The following is a 16716-nucleotide window of genomic DNA, read 5'->3' on the forward strand; positions in this document are numbered from 1 at the left end:
TGGCAGCAACACGAGTCGCAGGCGACTTCCGCCCGGCAGAAGCGTTGCGGACGGTGGAGTGCGGTGTACGAAGTCCTTGTCAAGTGCGACCCCCGCCAGGCCAACGGCTTCAGCACAGAATATCACGTCCTGAACTTCCACGAGATGAACGGCGAACGCCCGCCAGTCGCCCAGCGCTCCACGGCGGCTCCCACACGTTCACGGAGGATGGGGTACAGTTCCGTCTGGAACTCGTGTCGGCTGATCTGAGCAAGTAGCGACTCGTAGTTGGTGAGCCGGTGCCGGACGTACGCACGAAGCCCCCGTTCCGAAAGGTTGCGGTGGATGCGGCGGGCGTCATCGATCAGCGTGTCGAGCAGCGGGGCCACTTCGATTGCAACGGTGCTGGCCCACGCCTCGGCACCCCGGAGCCGCTCCCGTCGCTTCTATTCTTGCATCGTCTTTGCCGCCGCCGACCGCCGGACCCGACTTTCCCGTGCCCGGTCCACACGCTCCTGGTTGGCCCCGACCCAGAACTCGACCCGCTGGATCGAGTAAAGACCGGAGGGCGGGCCGTCCGGCCAATGCGGGTTGTCGCAGAACTTGTCGGGTTCACCCAACTCGTTAATCGTGGCCGGGGTGAGGCCGTAGGTCTTACTCAGCGTGGACTTGTAAACGAACGGCTTCTCTCGTTCATCACGACAGCACTGCGAAGGGGGTTCCCGATGCGACATGCCGACACGAGCAGGTCACACAAGCGCTACCACGGCACAGGCGCAGGCCGTGCGTGAAGGAGCTAAACTGACGAGGGGTTTAACGAGCAGCCCCAGCGACTTCGGCGGCACTGAGGGCTGTTCTGGAAGTGACTACTCGCCTTTCTTGTTCTCGTGGTCGTCGTCCTCGTCGTCCTCATCCTCGCCGCCGCAAATCTCGAGGAACTCTTGGAGGAGGTGCGCCCACCTTTCGGGTGTGTCTCCATCGGCGGGGTGTACGAACCCCATGAGGCCGTCCTCGTGGATGACTAGCGTTTCACCCGCCGGGTTGCGGTGCGGCTCGAACACGAGGAACCGTTTGAGGGGCTTGCCATCGAGGGTCGTACAGGGCGGGAGGCACCTCGTCAGGGAATCATCGGTCATCATTTATCCTTATCGTGTACAGTTGGGAGCGACGGTTTCTTCTTGGGCAGTAGGTCTGCCCAGTCTGGGGGTACCGGGGAGCCGGGGCCGCTGATGAGTGCGGTGACGCCCTCATCAAATGCCACCAGCAGGTCGTCGGTCGGATTGTGTTCACAGCCCGGACGAAGGATCAGCACCCGGCTGGGGACGGGTTCAACTTCGTAATCCTCCACCAGCCAACCGGACTCGTCGGATAGGAGCGACGACAACTGGTCGTTCAACTCGTCCGGGTCGAGCATGTCGTGAATCTGATCCATATCCAGTTCGACAACGAGTTCCTTCGGAAGACCCCGCACCCGCTTGCCGTCGGTGTCCCACTTGATTTTGGAGCATCGGAATTTCATAGCCATGTCCTTGTAAAAATAGTTTAAGTGCCAACTATGTACCCAGAAAAACGCTGCAATCATCTCGACGTACAAAACCGTTTGGTGACGAAGTCGGACGCCTGCACCTGCGCCTGCCGCATCGTCGGGCTGAACCACCCGCCCCAGCCGTATTCGTAGAAGAACGGCGTCCGCTTACACTTCTTTCCCTGCGGCGTGGCGAGGAAGGCGGTGATCTCGTCCCGCCCCCGGAACTCCAGACCCGGAAAATAGACCTCGACCCCGGTCGGCAGGGTCGGGTCGAGTAGCACACCGTCCCGCACGACCCAACCGTGTTCGATCATCATCCCCGAGTCGCACACGGCCCAGCCCTCGACGTAACTCGCCCCGGCGAAGTCCTTCAGCCTCATCACCGCTCGGCGGGCGTTGAACCAGCACTGCTTCGGGACGGCCCGGATACGGTCGCCGAGTTCCTTCGACCCCGCTTCGTCTTTCGGCGGCGAGCCGCAAACGGGCTGGTAGGTCTGGAAAAAGGCCAGGTCTTCCTCGGTGTGGCCGAACAGCCGGTGGCGGTCGGCGTCGGTAAAGGGTAGCGCTGCGGCTTCCGGTATCGGGTGACTGTCGGGTGCCGAAGAGGGGCCGGGTCGTTCAATGGTTTTTGGCATAATCGCTCTTTCGTGTTAAATGTGTTGGTTGCGTTGCCCTTAACGGGCGGTGGCCGAAGCGCCCTCGGTGCCGGAGGACCGGGGCGGGGTCGGCTTCGAGTTGCCTGTGCGGTTGCTGGGTTTCGTTGTGGCGAGACGTGGGCCGGGCGCTGCCGAGGTGGTCGGTGCGGAACCCGGATGACATTCGACATGCTGACGGCAGTTCTGCTACCTACCCTCCACCCTTTGCCCGCTTGCGTCGCTCGTGCCGCACCTTTGCCGTGGGGCGTCCCGGCCTCTGGTGTTATGATTTATCAGGCCGAAATCGCAGGTGTGCCGTAACCGTTCTCAATCTCGGCACGCTCATGCGACATCAGGGGTTGAAGCGTGAGTAGTGCTTCCAGAGTGTGGTCACGGAGGCAGTATCCGACAGGGCAACCCGGCCCGGCCCTGTCATCCTCCAAGAACTTGTCGTTGTATTGCGATGGCGTAATGTCCACACGCTCACCGGTCGGCGATTCCCACACGGTATGAGCGACTAGCCGCCGCACTCCCGGTGCCGTGTGCTCGTCTACACTCCACCCGTAGACAGCACGCCCACCGTCCCGCTCGACTTTTCGTTGAACGTTTTTCCAGCACTTTAGGGGTTGTGCCCCAGGCTCTACGGCGACGGGTATCAGGGTGGCGGCGGTGAAGTCCAAGATTTTGTCCGAATACTCAATTTTGCAACGGTTCTTTGCCTGCTCACGCCGTCGCTTGCGAACCTTCGCCATGTATTTTTGTTGCTCTCGTGCCCTGTTCGCTTTGCTCTTGCTCATAATGTCCAACTCCTGAGTAAAGAAGCTCGGGGCGTCCCTGCCTGGAGAAGTTAAACATTAGTCCTACATGATGTCGTTGATGAACTCGGCTGCGGCGCTCAAGTTGGGGAAATCAAAGCCTATCGGGTCGAATTGGCACTCAGGGTCTTCGGGCGGCCACACGTTGTAAGGCGGCGAAACCTTCAACATGCCGTCCTTCACGCTCGTAAAGGCACCGACGATATAGCCATAGTGTGTCCAAGTTTCGTTGCCATTCTTTGTCATAACATCCAACTCCTGAGTAAAGAAGCTCGGGGCGTCCCTGCCTCCGCCTCACGCCGGCCGTTTGACGTGAGCGGCACCGGTCAGTACCGGAACAGCCGCCGCTCTAGGAGCAAGGCGGACGGTACGAGCGGACGGCGCAGGCAGGGCAGCACACGTTCGACACGACAGCGTTAGTGAAAGGTGCCCTCATGCGACCGTCGAGGCACTGCTAAGACACGCCCACGCCTCGACGCTGCACGAGCGCCACTCACGCCTCACGGCACAGGCGAAATCCATTAAAGGAAGCTGCCGAGCAGGTACGAGTTTAAGCTTGGGCGGGCACAGCAGTTTGAGGCTGTACCGGCCCGCCATCCGGTAGCCGTCACAAGAGTGTGACGGCGGCGTTCACATTCCGCCCGCCGGAAAGGGATGACTAAAGCAGCACGCCCGTGCCTGAAACGGCTTATCGTGACGCCCCCAAAGTTCAGGCGAAGCCCCTCGATTCGTGTTCTTCAATCGCTACAATCGCCTGCCGTAACGTGCCGAACGGTTCGTACTCCTTGCCATTTGCCGCCAACCCCTTGTGACTCCATTCACCCCACAAGGTCGTTTCCCCGTCGGCGCATCGCTCGACGTACCAGCCATCCCTTTTCTTGCGGATCGTCCATTTGCCGTCGGGTGACGCCCACGCACCCTGCCACCTATTGAATTCCCTGCCGTAGTGAAACATACTTACCTCCCAAAAAGAAGCTGCGGCATCCATTCCACACGGCTCACGACTATGATCGAGCGTGAGCAGGCAAGCCCATCAGTTCCGGTGCGGTCTTCGTACCAGCCGCCGGGCGTCACGTTCCAGGCTGGGGAGCGTGCAACCCTCTGGGCAACGGCGGTACCCAGGAGGTCGCCCCCCTCCGGTCAACAGTTCTGGCCACCACTCACGCCCGCACGCCAGGCACTCGCACCGGACCGTGCGACCCGTCGGGCCATCGATCACAGTCACGTCGGCAACGCTTAACGTGTGCGCCGCTGGAATACTGCTTTCATTCATGTTTAACCTTTCAAAATATTTGTAAAAACTTTTATCATCTGAAATCTGAACGCAATTGTGACAAAATAATTCAGCTAATCAAGACGTGTCGGATGCGTGTCGGCGGCGGGCCTGCTTCCGACTCACGGTTAACGCCCGTATGCTCCGTGATCAAGATTTGAATCGTCGCCAAGCATAGAGTAGTTTGCGCCATTCGCTTTCTTGGAGTGGTCGCAATGAAATATGTCTGGAACCCACACGACTTCGACCCGCTCAACTTCCTCCCGGCTGCCCTGCGCCGCCAGTCCGACGCCGCCCGTGTCCTCGTCCACCAGATCGAGTTCCGGCGACTGGACAAGCGGCACAGGGCCGACGAGTGGGTCACCCTCCAGGCCAAGTACCTGCGCAACGTTGTTGGCGTCGACCACTGCGAGGCGATCCGTGACTGCCTGGCCTCCGAAGGGGTGATTTCCGTCAAACGCAGTTTCGTGGTCGGCCAGAAGTCCTTCGAGTTCAAGATCGGCCCACGGTTCCAGAACTCCATGTTCCGGCGGTTCCCCATCACCGACAAGTTTCTCCTCCGGCGCATGGGCAAGCACCTCGGCCGCACCGGGCCGAAGGCCGACTGCCCCACCGAACTGGCGCTCTACTCGTGGCTGAAGGGGTTGACCATCGACGCCGACGGAGCCAGAGACTACGTTCGGGCACACGGCGGGGCCGCAGAATGGGTCCGGCAGAAGACGTTAACCGTCGACATGTTGGCGGAACGGGACTTGTGGTTCACGAGGGACCGGTTCGGCCGCATCCACACGAACTTCACGAACCTGTGGTCGGGGCTGCGGCGGTTTTTGTCGGTGGGCGGCAGTCCCCTTGTCGAAATGGACATTGCCAACAGCCAGCCGCTCTTCTTCGGGCTGTTGGCAATGGTGAAATGGCGGTCGTCTCAGGAGGCAAGTTCTCAGTGCCAACAGGACGTGGAAGAGTGTAGGAACAACTCAGGTAGAATTACTAATGTTAATTCCAAATCAATTCTATCTCCTCCCCCTCTCCTCTCTCTTTATGATGCGGGAATTCATCATGGCAACATTCGACGGTCTTTGCCTCCTGACCTTGCCGAGTACCTGGGCCTGGTGGAGCGGGGCGACTTTTACGAGCATCTGATGCGCAAGGCACGCCTCACCTGGGCCAAAAGAAGCCAGTTCAAGGACTCGTTCTTCCAGCACGTCTTCTACGCCAAAAGGGTGTACCGCAACCCGATCGCCAACGTGTTCCGCAAAGAGTTCCCGACCGCCCACGCCGTCCTGACCGCCATCAAGAAGAGTGACCCGAGGGACGCCCCGCACAAGATGCAGCAACTCGAGGCGGACTTCGTGATCGGCACCTGCTGCCGGAAGTTAAGCGCCGATCACCCCGCCGTCCCTTTGCTGACGCTCCACGACGGCATCTGGACGACACCCGACCACATCGGCCTCGTCCGCCGAACGGTGCAGGACGAGTTCGCCAAGTTGGGTGTGCGCCCTTTGCTGCGGTGCCGGGCGGCCAGCGACCTTTCCTTGCCCCCTGGCGCTTCCGTACAGACAAGATCGCCGGGCCGATAGGCGTTCCCCCTGCTTGATGTCGCTCGTGGCCGTACACGCTCACAGGCCGCACATGCCCTGGCACTCACCGGTGGTCAGCGGGTCGATGGTGTTGGGCCATAACTTGGTGAAGTCGATCACGTCCAGCGGCACGCAACTCCGGTGGACGAACAACTCCTGCCGGAACCCACGGGTCACGACGCTGCCCTTGTCCCGCAGCGCCCGGTCCACCTCCACCGCCCGTTTCCAACCGTCGGAATCGGTCTGCTTCAGGGTTAACCACGCCTGGTTCGTGCGGTAGGGGCAGAACACGCACGACGACTTCGGGACTTCGTGGGGCAACTTGTCCTTTAGGTAGGCCAGGCAGTCCTTGCGGCTCCAGCCCATCTCGATCAGCGGCCAGTGCGGGACCGTGTGCTTGACGCCCTCGAACCGCTTCTTCGCTCGCTCGGCCCTCGCCGCCTCGTCGGTGCTGATGCCGAAGTACTGGTGCAGGATCACGCCCTTCGGGATGCGCTGCCGGGGTTTCAGTCCCAAGAGTTCCCGCCGGATCGCCCGTTCGCACACGTCGATCTTGTACTCCTTCGTACACTGCCGCCGAACTATACCGACTTTGCCATCCGGCCCTTTGGTGAACGCCGGGATCGAGGCGAACCGCTGGCCGGTGGAGTTCCGCCCGTTCACGAGGTCGTCGCCGAGTTTGCCCGCCGCCCGCACCCAGATGTCGGGTGCCCCCAGCGCCCGCAGGTAGTCGAGGTGGCGATACACGGCGGTCGGCTCCTCCCCGGTGTCGGCGAACACCGCCAGGTCGAAGCGAAATTTGGCGTCGGGTTCCCGTGAGAGCAGGTAGAGGGCGGTGGACTGCACGCCAGCGCCGAGGTTCAGGATGTGGTACTCGTTCACCCCCTATCTATGGGGGCCGCACCCGTTCTGCACGCCCTGACACTGGGCCGTTTTGGCGGCGATTTCCATTTGTCGGAAAACGGGCCATCGTGACGGGCGGGGGACTACTGCGGTTGTCACTCGGCGTTTCAGCGTGCCGCCCGTCCCGCCCGGTAAGCGGCGGTCAGCGCCCTCTCGATCTCCCAACACGCTACCTCGTGGAAGTCCAGTCGATCCGACTTCCGGGCCTCGAGGGGCCACTTGAAAGCCTGTTCCGCCACCCGCCGCACCGCCTCTTTCACGGGGTCAGCACCCGCCAGCACGAACGCCCCGTTCTCGTCCTTCGTTAGCAGGACGGCAGCGCAGGTAGGGCAGGTCGGCTCCCGCACGCACTCGCCACCGGCTCGGTAGAATTCCGTTACCCACGCCGGAGCGGTGTCGGCCCGAACCCCGCAAAAGTAGCACTCGGCCATCTCTTCCCCTCCACGTTTTTTCCCCGGACGAGGCACTTCGTACTACCTCGGTCCGCCGCCCGAGTGCCAGCACGGTTGCGAGAAACCGACCTTCGGACCCGCCAGAAACCGGCTCCGATCCGCCACATCTGAATGTGTTCGGCCGCTGGTGGGGAACAGGAAGGGGTCACCCGCCCAACCGGGCCAGGAGGGGCACGAGCAGTTGCAGCGTGTTCCGGTCGGCCGATCCGACGAGCGCCTCGAACAGGCGCCGGGCCTCGGCCCTCAGCACCTCGTCCGGGTCCGGGGGCGGGTCGGTCGGTAGCAGTTCGGCGGCCGTCGTGCCCAGCGCCTGAGCCAGCCGGTCCAGCAGGTCGATGCCCGGTGCGGCCCCGGCCGCCTCTAAACGCCCGACGTAGTTAACCGTCACGTCCGCACGCTCGGCGACCTCGGCCTGTGTCAGCCCCAGCGCCGTCCGCCGCTCTTTGAGGCGGTCGGCGAACCGGCGGACGATGGCGGCGTGGGTGATCCGGCCCTTCTGGGCCTTCTTGTCGGGTGGCATCCGGGATAACTTGGCCCGTTTGCCCGTCCGAGGGGAGCGCACATTAGTGGTGGTTGACCAATTGAAAAGTGGTGCTACGCTTTTGAAGCGGTTGCCGTGGCGCTCCTGTCGTGTGCGGCCGGTGGACGGACGGGCACGACGGGCAAGGGGACGAGTGATGCTTCGCAAGCTCAAGGCGTGGTGGCTGAATCGGAAGCTGAGGAGCCTGCAATCCGACCTGGACTACATGACCAACTACGAGCAGGTCACCGGAGCGCCCAAGCCCGGCTGGGTGGACGCTGCCATCGTCAACGCCCGCATCCAGGTCGCCCTAGTTAACCGTGACCTGGATGCCCTCGGTCGGGGGTAAGAGCCGAATCGCTTGAGCGGCGCTCGGCCCCAAGCAAGCGCTACCGGATCAGAGAGGCAACACGGGTACGAAAGTGGGGAGGGTGACGATGACGACGTGTTCGACCTGCCGCATGGACATCCCCTACGGGGCACGGGTCTGTCCGTTTTGCCGGGACGACCGGCGGGCGGAGGCCCGAGAAGAAGACGAAGACAATGTGGCCATGTTCCGCTTCGTGGTGAGTGCCGTTCTCTTCGGTGCGCCGGCGTGCCTGCTTTGGTACCGGTCGCCGCTGGGGGACGAGTACCGGGGGGCGTTCTGGCTAATCGTACCGGCGGCCGGTGCGCTGGGATATCGCATCGTGGCCCGGTACACGGTGGCCGCCGTGCTGACCGCCATCGCCTTACCGGTCGGCTACTTCTGGTTCCGGTAAGTCGCTGGGCCGCTTGGCGTCACCGACTTACCGGCTACGGGTGCGCCGGCGTCGGGTTCACGCACGACGGGTGGCCTGCGGGCGGTAGTGTAGTCGAAGGGAACGCACGGGCACCGACGCCTGCTCGTTCCGTCGGTCATCGCTCGAGGGCGTGTTGCCCGCCTCGGCCCTGTTCGCTCACCGCACAGAGGAAACGCCATGCATCGAACGGTCGCCACCGTGCTGCTCGTGCTGCTCGCTCCCGTTGCCCGTGCCGACGACGGCGAGGGCGCAGCGGTCAAGGCCATCGAGAAGTGGGGCGGCAAGGTTAAACGTGACCCCAAAGGCGTGGTGACCCATGTGATGCTCCGGGGCAAAACGGTCACCGACGCCGACCTGAAGGCGCTCGCCCCGCTCACCGGCCTGACCGATCTCGACCTCTCGTCCACCCCGGTCACAGACGCCGGCCTGAAGCACCTCGCCCCGCTCACCAAGTTGACGGCCCTCAACCTCGGCGGCACGAAGATCACGGACGCCGGGCCAACGGAACTCGCCCCGCTCGCCGTGCTGACCGACCTCAACCTCTCTTCCACCCAGGTCACAGACGCCGGTCTGAAGGAGGTCGCCCGGCTCCGAACGTTGGTGGCCCTCGACCTTTCCCACACCGGGGTGACGAACGCCGGACTGGGGCACCTGACCCTGACCAAAATGCGCTCCCTCAGCCTCCGTGGGACCAAGATAACGGACGGCGGGCTGCGGGAGATCAGGATCATGAGCGTGTCGGGCCTGGACCTCTCCGGCACCGCCCTCACGGACGAGGGGCTGAAGGACTTGGGCCTGTTCGAAGAAATCACCGGCCTCGACCTGTCGGACACGAAGGTGACGAGCAACGGCCTGAAGGAACTGGCCTCACAGCCCACGTTAAAGTTCCTCAGCCTGAGCAGGACCAAAGTAGGGGACGCCGGGCTGAAGCACCTCGCCCCGCTGAAGCGGCTGGAGTCCCTGTACCTGAACGGGACGGGCGTCACGGGCACCGGGGTGAAGGAACTCGCCCCGCTCGAACGGCTGAGAATCTTGGAACTCACCGGCACGATGGTGACGGGCGGCGGGTTGAAGCACCTCTCCACGCTCCCGAGACTCGCAATCCTGCGTCTTTCCGATGCCGCCGTGACGGACGAGGGGCTGAAGGACATCGCCCACCTCAAAACGCTCCTGGCGCTCGACCTCTACCGAACGAAGGTGACCGGTGCCGGCGTTGCCGAGTTGAGGAAGGCGCTGCCGAGGTGCGACATCGGCTGGAAGGAGTAGCGCCGGGCGGGCCGTCCGCTTATGGAGTCACTCGCCTGGAACACGAGTGGTTCGATCCGAATGGCTGGGCGAGTCAACACGCCACGCCGGGCGGCGGACTGAACCGAGTTCCCGACGGAGCAACTGCCGCCACTGGACCGCCGGATCAGTCGGGTAGCGGCGTCGCTACCGCTGCCGTTTGAGTTCGGCGACCTTGCCCACCAAGTACCCGATCTCGTCGCCGTCGAGTTCGGCGACCGGGGCGACACCGTGGATGTTCCGCAACAGGTCTTCGGATGCGCCGAGAAACGCTTTGAAGGACGCCTCGCCATCGCAACGGCCGAGCAGATGACCGTCCGGGGTGATGACCATCTCGACCAGCCGTGGCGTCGTCCAGTCTTTGTTTAGGAGGCAGCCGAGGACCGCCCGGAAGTGATCGCTGACTTCCACAGCCACAAGCTTTCGGGCGGCGTCCTGGCGGATTTGTTCGGGTTCACGCATCGTCGGCTCGGTCATGGTTTCTCCGCTCATCTTTCTCACCGCAAGCCCACTGGCGCAACTCACCTTCGGCACTTTCGTGCCGAACAAGCGAAACCCGCCTTCAGCGGTTGCCACCCAGTGAATACCGCCCCCGCCTCGCCACGGCGCTCCTACTCATACTCTCGTTAGTGTGCCGTCGGCCAGAAGTCGGTCGAAATGTCGCTCCACTTGTCCCGGTAGCCCTCCTCCCGTCACGAGCAGGCCCAACTCCATGTTGATGGTGAAGGCGTACTCGGTGAAGTTGGCACTCGACAGGAACATTCGGTGTCCGTCGGCGACTGCACATTTGACGTGCAGGATGCCGATCTTGCCGTTGTCGTCCCGGCCCCGCTTTTCCTGGGGCCAGTAGTATACCGAGCAGGACGATGCAACGCTCCCGCCCAGCGCTCGCACGCAGTCGTACTCCCCCTGGCCCTCGACCCGGTTCGGCGTCTCCACGATCAAGCAGATGGCAACGCCACGGCGGGCCGCAGCGACGAGCGCCTCACGGATGCGTGGAATCCGGTAGACAGCATAGCTCACGATAGTCAGGCGGCTCGTCGCCGAGTTCACCACTTCCAGGATGGCCTGCTCCGTCTGGCGGAACCGGGCCTCGGCGGGTTCCGGGCCGGTCCAAACGACCTCGACCGTCTCCTCATGCCGGTGGTTGTGTTCGCACTTCGCTGCCGTGACTATGGCCACGGCGACCGCCTCGCCTCCGACGCAACCCGCCGTCGAATGCCAAACGTCGATGAATTCGGCGGTCGCCTCCCTGAAGTCGGGCGTCGGCACGGACTGAAGAATCGCTTGCCGGGCCACCGCTCGGTCGAGGCTGCTGTACCGGGTCACGGCGTCGGCCACGCCCACCATCAGTGCGTGAGGCAAACGACCCGCCAGCCGTGCCGCCGCCGCCCCGATCTGCTGGTGTTCGTGGCTCATAGCTTTCACCGGAAGAATGCCAACTCGCTCGACTCGCCCGTCTCCACCGTGGGGGCCAGGACCGCCCGGTCGAGGTACTTGTTGCCCCGCTCGCATGATGTCTCCGGGGCAAACAGGCAGGCGTGGCACGAGGCGGCGTGCAGGGTGATCCCGTCCCGGTACGGGTGGTGTTCGGCGCACAGCGGGTCGCTGGCGCACAGCCGCACGTTGTCGAGCGCCTGGTCCAGGTGCCGCTCCAGGGCCTCCGGTCTGCCCAGCGATACCAACCCGCCGAGCGTGCCTTCGCTGTCCGGCGCTGCGGTGTAGATCAGCACGCCCGCCATCTCCGGCTGTTCCTCGCCGGGGTTGCGGGAGTAAATCCGCTCCCGCAGTGAGGCCGTGGTGTACCCGCATTCGACGGACAGTTGGCGGATCAGGGCGTGGGCAAACGAGTGCAGCAGGACGTACCGCAGGCCCGGATAAAAGTCCTGGGGCGGGTCGAGCTTCCGGGCCGTCCGCCACCGCTGATGGGCTTCGAAGAACCGCCCGTCGAGCGTCTCGTTCTTCTTCACCCACGTCTGGATCAGGCTCTCCTTGAAGTGGAAGAACAGCCCCTCGCCCCGAATCTCCGACGCCGGAACCCAGGCCGGGTCTTTGCGGGAGAGTCTGGCCCGCTGATTCGGTGGGAACGCTGCCGGGTTGTCGTAGTCGCTCGGCGACTCGATGCGGGAGAAGCCGACCAGCGCCCGCACCTCTCGCAGCCGCTCGGCCAGGACCACCTTCTCGAAATACTTGGCGTACCGTTTCGGCGGCGGGACGGCCCGCAACTGGAAGTCCCGCCCCGTTTCCGCCGAGCCGGGGTCGGTGAAGACCTCCCATTCCGGCGTCTTGAGGTCGGACGGGTCGCCGCCTTGGTCCGGCACGGCGGTCTTCTTGGTCTGAACCGCCTGCCAGATGTCGGCGGGCGTGTACTCGGCCAGGTCACGCAACTGCGGCGTCACCGCCTGGAGGAGTTCGATGTTCTGCTCGCTTTGGACCTTCTCCAGAATGGTCCAGTGGTCATCGACAAGCTGTTTTAGCTTCCCAGACGCCTGCGGGATCGCCAGCGCTGTGAGCGTCAGACCGAACCACGAGTTCGATGCCCCCTGGAGCATTGGCTCCGCCCGCACTTCCACGCCAATGGGCGTCTTGCAGCCGCACTCGTCGTGGTCCCGCAAGTGGGGGCGGCGGGCCTTGCAGACCGGCAGCGCCTGGAGGTCCATCTTGAAGGCATCCGACATTGGCCGAGAGAGTAGAACGGGCTTCCCATCTCGATAACCTAATCCGTGATCCGCCTCGCACTGCACATAGATGCTCGAAGCTTCGCCAGTGGCCGAGGGTTCGAGCAGCTTCAACCCGCCTTGGCATTTAGTCGGCCCGCCGTGGACGAAATTCCGCCACGGGAAGTCGTCCAGGTGGCCGTTCTTGCACGCCACGATGAAGCGGGCGGGAACCACGGTCGGTGGCTTCCCCGGCTTGGTACAGTTGGCGTGGACGTACCGAATCTGGTCGGTACGGTACGGCGTCTCCAGCTTGAACAGCCCACCGCCGAGAGGTGCCAGCCGACGACAATAGGGGCAGACCATCCACCGGGGGAACGGGGCGACCGGGATGCCGACCAGGGCCGACGAGTCGAACTGGTTGACCTGATGCGTGTCCGGCACGACCGGGGCCGACCGCAATGCGGCTACCTGCGCCCCCAGCACTTCCTTGACCGACGCCAAGAGCCGCTGCTCCCCGATCTCCACCGTATCCTTGAGCGGCCAGTCCTCTAGCCCCATCACCATGACCGACAGGTTCGGCAGGTCGATGATCGCCCCGACGCCGAACGTGGTGAGCGCCTGGCTGGGGCGCAGTTCACCCACCTTGAAGCGTTTCTGGTCCTTCGGGGTCATGGGGCGGCTCCCTCCTCGTCCTCGCCCTCGTCGTCCATGCCGAAGGTGTCGAGGATCAGGTTGGCGGTCGGCTCCACGTCCCGGAGCGAGTTGAGGCAGGTGAACTCGTCCCACGGCTCGATGCTCGGCTTGCGGAGCAGGCCGACCGTCACCCCGTCCTTCTTCGTCTCGTAGCCGAGTTGGTTCCCCTGGGCCGTCCGCTGTGCCCGCTTCTGCCACAGGTCCATCTTCCGCTTGAGTTGCTGGCGGACCTCCTCGGCGGTGTCCGGCCCGGCGACCAGTTCGGCCCGCCTCGTGATGACCTCAATGGCGTCGGCGACGTACTGGTGGCCCCGCTGGGTCGCCATCAGCATCGCCTTGTCGTTCGAGTTAAACTCGAACCCCCGCTGCCGGACCAAGGCCACCAAGAGCGCCGCCAGCCCACGGGCTGTCGCCCCCGCTGAGAACGGCGTGACCGACAGGGCCTCGACGTGCTTGTAGAAGGTCGAGTGGTAATGCTCGAACGTTTCGTAGTGGGACAAGTCCCGTGGCCTCGCCCAGTTGAACACCGTGCAAACGAGGCCGGGGAACTTCCGCCCGACCCGGCTCGACGCCTGAATGTACTCCGCAGTCGTCTTCGGCTGCCCGCCGACCACCATCAGGCCGAGGCGTGGTACGTCCACGCCGACCGAGATCATGTTGGTGGCCAGCAGCACGTCGATGGGGCGGCGGATGAACTCCGCACTCCCCTTCCGCTTCTTGATCTCGTCCAGAATGTCTGGGTCGAACCGGCTCTCCAGCAGGTCGAGCGTTTCCGGGATCGCCGTCGATCCCAGCCGGGAGGTCAGTTCCTTCACCGTGTCAGGGGTGTACAGCGTACGGCTCGCCAGCCCCCGGTCATGCATTCTGCGGAGCCGGGTACGCACGTCGTCGTCCACCAGCCGCTTCATGCCGCCGAGTTCCCGCAGACTGTTGAAGTACCCCACGAGCGTCATCCACGGGTCGGCGTCCAGACCGTATTTGTCGAACAACACCTGCCCGGCAGACAGGAAGGCGACGTACACCCGGATGAGCGCCGCCTTGAGCCGCCGACCGGGGGCGCAGATGCCGATGTACTTCCGCCCCGGAGTCTTCTCCCCCGATTGCCGCTGGAGGGAGAAGAAGTTGTCGGCGATCTCCAGGCCGCTCGGCGGGAACACGTTCAGGCTGCGGAGGAACAGTCCGTACACCTGATCGCTCGCCCGGCGAATGGTCGCCGTGGACGCCACCACCTTGGGCCGCACCTTCTTGCCGTTCACTTCCCAGGTGCAGAGCCGGTCGATGGCCGTCTCGTACAGGCCGACCAGCGTACCGAGCGGCCCACTGATGAGGTGCAACTCGTCCTGGATGATGAGGTCGGGCGGGCGCAGCGGGTTTTGCGCTACCACCCTCGCTTGGGGGATACTTCCCTTAGCCCGGTGGACGCCGCCGACCTCCAGTTCCTCGGACGCCTCGGCCAGACCGGGGGACCGAAATCCGTGCCGCTCGCAGTACCCGTCCACCTGTCCGAACAACATCTGTACCGACCCGTTCCACGGCATCTGAGCGAACTTGTCCACGGTGGTAATCAGGAGCGACGGCAAGCGGCGGTAAATCTCCTCGTCCACCACCATCACCGGCAGCCCCTCGCCCGGCGCTTCCTTCATCGAGAACTTGCACTGGCCGAACTTGGCCCCACAGTAGATCAACGTGCGGCACGCTCCCTCGGCGTACTTCTCGACCTTAATGTGCTTGCCGGGGTCGATCTTCGTCCCGCACCACGGGCAATTGGTGAGTTGGTGTGGGGACGCCGTCCCCGACTTGGGCTTGCCGCCGTGGGCCGACTTCACCGCCTCGTCCGCATCGCTGGTCCAGTTCGGCGTTGTGCTGCCGCCGACCCACAGGCCGATGCGGAACGGCGTTCTCCCCCATCGGGTTTCGCCGTGACTCAGGGCCGTGCGGCGGATGTCTTCACAGGCGCAAATGAGCGCCGCCGCCCGCTGGAACTGCTGGAGTGTCAGGAGCCGGAGCGTGTATCGCATCAAGACGGTAACGCCATTCTCGCCGGAACGCCCCTCGATCACGCCCTGGAGCCGCCGCAGGCCGAGCGTGTAGGCAGTCAGGCCGAGGTACGCTTCTGTCTTCCCGCCGCCCGTGGGGAACCAGAGCAGGTCGGCGACGGCGTCCGGCGACTCGCCCCGTTCGGGGTGGTCGAGCTTCGTGATACCGGGCAGGTTCAGCAGGACGAAGGCAAGTTGGAACGGATACCACGAGCGGTTTACCGGGATGTCGATGGCCCCCATGTCGGGCTTCTCGTCGCCCCGCCGCACCCGCTCTGCGAACTGCGAGTGGGTCCGCTGGAGCCACATCGCCCGGTTCATGAACTGGAACGCCTGCGCCGCCTTATCGTCCTTATCGAGCAGGTCCAGTCCGGCCTCGATCCGCTGGAGGGTGGTGCGGCAGCGGGTGAGCGCTTGGCGGGTGGCGTGCTGGAAGTGCGTCAGCCCCTCGGCGGGGTCGGCGATTCGCTGATCTTCCCGCTCGATCCAGTCCCGGTACGCCTCGACCAGTGGCTTGAGCATCGGGCGGTACTGCTTCGGGCTGGCCTCGGCCAACAGTTTCATGTCGAGGACCAGCCCCTCCAGCTTAGCAAAGGCCGGATTGGTCCCGGCGTCGGCGGGCGTTGGCGGGGTAGTCTTAGGAACCTCGTAGGTCGGCACGACCCTGGTGCGGACCCGGACGGCGTGTGTCGGGTCGGGCGACACGTCCACATGCACACCGATCCCGTGGCCCACGGCGAACTCGACGTGCCGCCGATACAGCATCCCCAGCAGTTCGTTCTCGGCCTTCACAGCCGGGTCCGTGCCGGTGAGTTCGAGGATGGTGTGCCGCTTGTGCAGGACCGCCGCCCCACCGACCCCTTCCGCCATCAACTCCGGCTGGAACACCCAGGCGGCGTCCTTCCGCTTCTCCGGCTCCTGCTGCTCGTTGACCAGGAACAGGGTGACGCACCAGTGGTCGGTCCGCTTGCGGACGAGGCCCTGGACGACGACTTCGGGGCAGTTGTGATCGACCACGACCGGCTGGAGCGGGCCGTCCTTCAACGGCAGCCGGTGCTTGCCGCCACGGGGATACCGCTTCCACACCAAGCGGGGGTTGCCAGTCTTCTCGCTGACGAGGTACTCGCTCTTCTCCCGGAGGTACTGCCCCCAGGCGGCGGACAGATCGATCTCGCTGGCCTCAGGGTTAACCGAGAAGGTCATGCCGAACGACGACGGGATCAGGGCCTTGGCCTGCTCCTGGGCGGCTTCCCGGTCGGTCGGCCCGTCCTGCGACGTGTCTTTGCCGCCTAGCGCCAGGTCGTCGCCGTCGAGGATTTCCCCGTCCGTATCACCGTCGTCGTCCTCGTTGGTCTGGGGCGGGGCGGGTCGAGCGGGTGCGACCTCGGCGGTTCGCTTCCGGGGGGCCAGCACGCCGACGAAGTACCGAGTTCCGGGCGACTCGGTGATCTCCTCCTCGGCGCTGCCGGGGCCGAGGAGTTCCTTCAGAACCATCGTTTCCAGTTCGTCCCGCAACTGGAGGGGCGAGGGCGGCTTCGGCAACGCTGGCAAACTCATCTCAAAACCTCGAACGCTTGTA

The 16716-nt window shown here is 64.1% G+C and carries 19 protein-coding genes; 4 read left to right on the forward strand and 15 right to left on the reverse strand.

What is annotated here, in order from left to right; all coding sequences use genetic code 11:
• Window positions 1-122: 122 nt before the first annotated feature.
• The 8 genes from GobsT_RS08730 to GobsT_RS08765 form a co-directional block, all read right to left on the reverse strand.
• Window positions 123-368, reverse strand: coding sequence for a hypothetical protein (locus GobsT_RS08730; RefSeq protein WP_010046603.1), 246 nt, complete (start codon window positions 366-368; stop codon window positions 123-125).
• A 57-nt stretch (window positions 369-425) separates the two neighbouring features.
• A complete protein-coding gene (locus GobsT_RS08735) occupies window positions 426-713 on the reverse strand; it encodes a hypothetical protein (protein WP_010046605.1) in 288 nt (95 codons plus the stop codon).
• Between the two features lie 132 nt (window positions 714-845).
• On the reverse strand, window positions 846-1115 hold the full coding sequence (locus GobsT_RS08740) for a hypothetical protein (protein WP_148087659.1): 270 nt from the start codon (window positions 1113-1115) through the stop codon (window positions 846-848).
• Window positions 1115-1498: a hypothetical protein gene (locus GobsT_RS08745; RefSeq protein ID WP_010046609.1), complete on the reverse strand. Its 384-nt coding sequence runs from the start codon at window positions 1496-1498 to the stop codon at window positions 1115-1117. The genes GobsT_RS08740 and GobsT_RS08745 overlap by 1 nt, the downstream gene beginning before the upstream one ends.
• 59 nt (window positions 1499-1557) lie before the next feature.
• Complete coding sequence (locus tag GobsT_RS08750; RefSeq protein WP_010046611.1) at window positions 1558-2142, reverse strand: hypothetical protein; 585 nt, start codon at window positions 2140-2142, stop codon at window positions 1558-1560.
• 293 nt (window positions 2143-2435) lie between these two features.
• Window positions 2436-2939: a hypothetical protein gene (locus GobsT_RS08755; protein WP_148087660.1), complete on the reverse strand. Its 504-nt coding sequence runs from the start codon at window positions 2937-2939 to the stop codon at window positions 2436-2438.
• A gap of 63 nt (window positions 2940-3002) precedes the next feature.
• Complete coding sequence (locus tag GobsT_RS08760; protein WP_010046613.1) at window positions 3003-3203, reverse strand: hypothetical protein; 201 nt, start codon at window positions 3201-3203, stop codon at window positions 3003-3005.
• 463 nt (window positions 3204-3666) lie between these two features.
• The gene (locus GobsT_RS08765; RefSeq protein ID WP_010046615.1) at window positions 3667-3912 is read right to left on the reverse strand and encodes a hypothetical protein; all 246 of its coding nucleotides are present in this window, start codon (window positions 3910-3912) and stop codon (window positions 3667-3669) included.
• A 533-nt stretch (window positions 3913-4445) separates the two neighbouring features.
• On the opposite strand from GobsT_RS08765, the gene GobsT_RS08770 reads away from it, so the two are divergent.
• Entirely contained in the window at window positions 4446-5807 is a 1362-nt protein-coding gene (locus GobsT_RS08770; RefSeq protein WP_010046617.1) for a hypothetical protein, read from the forward strand.
• Window positions 5808-5846: 39 nt separating this feature from the next.
• Here GobsT_RS08770 and GobsT_RS08775 read toward each other — a convergent pair whose 3' ends face one another.
• The 3 genes from GobsT_RS08775 to GobsT_RS08785 all read right to left on the reverse strand — a co-directional run bounded on the left by GobsT_RS08775 (window position 5847) and on the right by GobsT_RS08785 (window position 7682).
• Window positions 5847-6689: an adenine nucleotide alpha hydrolase family protein gene (locus GobsT_RS08775; RefSeq protein WP_010046619.1), complete on the reverse strand. Its 843-nt coding sequence runs from the start codon at window positions 6687-6689 to the stop codon at window positions 5847-5849.
• Between the two features lie 128 nt (window positions 6690-6817).
• Window positions 6818-7141 carry a DUF6900 domain-containing protein gene (locus tag GobsT_RS08780; protein ID WP_010046622.1) on the reverse strand — a complete coding sequence of 108 codons (324 nt, stop codon included), beginning with the start codon at window positions 7139-7141 and terminating at the stop codon, window positions 6818-6820.
• Window positions 7142-7307: 166 nt separating this feature from the next.
• A complete protein-coding gene (locus GobsT_RS08785) occupies window positions 7308-7682 on the reverse strand; it encodes a helix-turn-helix domain-containing protein (RefSeq protein WP_109571192.1) in 375 nt (124 codons plus the stop codon).
• Window positions 7683-7839: 157 nt separating this feature from the next.
• Here GobsT_RS08785 and GobsT_RS08790 point away from each other — a divergent pair, with 157 nt between their 5' ends.
• The 3 genes from GobsT_RS08790 to GobsT_RS08800 all read left to right on the forward strand — a co-directional run bounded on the left by GobsT_RS08790 (window position 7840) and on the right by GobsT_RS08800 (window position 9730).
• On the forward strand, window positions 7840-8031 hold the full coding sequence (locus tag GobsT_RS08790) for a hypothetical protein (protein WP_109571191.1): 192 nt from the start codon (window positions 7840-7842) through the stop codon (window positions 8029-8031).
• 88 nt (window positions 8032-8119) lie between these two features.
• Window positions 8120-8443, forward strand: a complete 324-nt coding sequence (locus tag GobsT_RS08795; protein ID WP_010052656.1) for a hypothetical protein — start codon at window positions 8120-8122, stop codon at window positions 8441-8443.
• Between the two features lie 198 nt (window positions 8444-8641).
• Window positions 8642-9730: a leucine-rich repeat domain-containing protein gene (locus GobsT_RS08800; RefSeq protein ID WP_010052654.1), complete on the forward strand. Its 1089-nt coding sequence runs from the start codon at window positions 8642-8644 to the stop codon at window positions 9728-9730.
• Between the two features lie 165 nt (window positions 9731-9895).
• Here the strand turns inward: GobsT_RS08800 and GobsT_RS08805 are convergent, their stop codons facing one another.
• The 4 genes from GobsT_RS08805 to drmA form a co-directional block, all read right to left on the reverse strand.
• Window positions 9896-10225 (reverse strand): hypothetical protein, encoded by a 330-nt coding sequence (locus GobsT_RS08805; RefSeq protein ID WP_148087661.1) that lies wholly within the window; start codon window positions 10223-10225, stop codon window positions 9896-9898.
• Between the two features lie 138 nt (window positions 10226-10363).
• Window positions 10364-11167 (reverse strand): DISARM system phospholipase D-like protein DrmC, encoded by an 804-nt coding sequence (gene drmC / locus GobsT_RS08810; protein ID WP_162542169.1) that lies wholly within the window; start codon window positions 11165-11167, stop codon window positions 10364-10366.
• A gap of 5 nt (window positions 11168-11172) precedes the next feature.
• The gene (gene drmB, locus GobsT_RS08815) at window positions 11173-13080 is read right to left on the reverse strand and encodes a DUF1998 domain-containing protein (RefSeq protein ID WP_010035268.1); all 1908 of its coding nucleotides are present in this window, start codon (window positions 13078-13080) and stop codon (window positions 11173-11175) included.
• Window positions 13077-16694, reverse strand: coding sequence for a DISARM system helicase DrmA (gene drmA / locus GobsT_RS08820; RefSeq protein WP_063744563.1), 3618 nt, complete (start codon window positions 16692-16694; stop codon window positions 13077-13079). Before drmA ends, drmB begins: the two co-directional genes overlap by 4 nt.
• Between the last annotated feature and the right edge of the window lie 22 nt (window positions 16695-16716).

It is taken from the genome of Gemmata obscuriglobus, from assembly GCF_008065095.1.
In the GTDB taxonomy this organism is placed as follows: domain Bacteria; phylum Planctomycetota; class Planctomycetia; order Gemmatales; family Gemmataceae; genus Gemmata; species Gemmata obscuriglobus.

Coding starts and splice junctions, on each gene's coding strand:
- GobsT_RS08735 (WP_010046605.1), bottom strand. CDS start 713: ATGTCGCATCGGGAACCCCCTTCGCAGTGCTGTCGTGATGAACGAGAG.
- GobsT_RS08740 (WP_148087659.1), bottom strand. CDS start 1,115: ATGACCGATGATTCCCTGACGAGGTGCCTCCCGCCCTGTACGACCCTC.
- GobsT_RS08745 (WP_010046609.1), bottom strand. CDS start 1,498: ATGAAATTCCGATGCTCCAAAATCAAGTGGGACACCGACGGCAAGCGG.
- GobsT_RS08750 (WP_010046611.1), bottom strand. CDS start 2,142: ATGCCAAAAACCATTGAACGACCCGGCCCCTCTTCGGCACCCGACAGT.
- GobsT_RS08755 (WP_148087660.1), bottom strand. CDS start 2,939: ATGAGCAAGAGCAAAGCGAACAGGGCACGAGAGCAACAAAAATACATG.
- GobsT_RS08760 (WP_010046613.1), bottom strand. CDS start 3,203: ATGACAAAGAATGGCAACGAAACTTGGACACACTATGGCTATATCGTC.
- GobsT_RS08765 (WP_010046615.1), bottom strand. CDS start 3,912: ATGTTTCACTACGGCAGGGAATTCAATAGGTGGCAGGGTGCGTGGGCG.
- GobsT_RS08770 (WP_010046617.1), top strand. CDS start 4,446: ATGAAATATGTCTGGAACCCACACGACTTCGACCCGCTCAACTTCCTC.
- GobsT_RS08780 (WP_010046622.1), bottom strand. CDS start 7,141: ATGGCCGAGTGCTACTTTTGCGGGGTTCGGGCCGACACCGCTCCGGCG.
- GobsT_RS08785 (WP_109571192.1), bottom strand. CDS start 7,682: ATGCCACCCGACAAGAAGGCCCAGAAGGGCCGGATCACCCACGCCGCC.
- GobsT_RS08790 (WP_109571191.1), top strand. CDS start 7,840: ATGCTTCGCAAGCTCAAGGCGTGGTGGCTGAATCGGAAGCTGAGGAGC.
- GobsT_RS08795 (WP_010052656.1), top strand. CDS start 8,120: ATGACGACGTGTTCGACCTGCCGCATGGACATCCCCTACGGGGCACGG.
- GobsT_RS08800 (WP_010052654.1), top strand. CDS start 8,642: ATGCATCGAACGGTCGCCACCGTGCTGCTCGTGCTGCTCGCTCCCGTT.
- GobsT_RS08805 (WP_148087661.1), bottom strand. CDS start 10,225: ATGACCGAGCCGACGATGCGTGAACCCGAACAAATCCGCCAGGACGCC.
- drmC (WP_162542169.1), bottom strand. CDS start 11,167: ATGAGCCACGAACACCAGCAGATCGGGGCGGCGGCGGCACGGCTGGCG.
- drmB (WP_010035268.1), bottom strand. CDS start 13,080: ATGACCCCGAAGGACCAGAAACGCTTCAAGGTGGGTGAACTGCGCCCC.
- drmA (WP_063744563.1), bottom strand. CDS start 16,694: ATGAGTTTGCCAGCGTTGCCGAAGCCGCCCTCGCCCCTCCAGTTGCGG.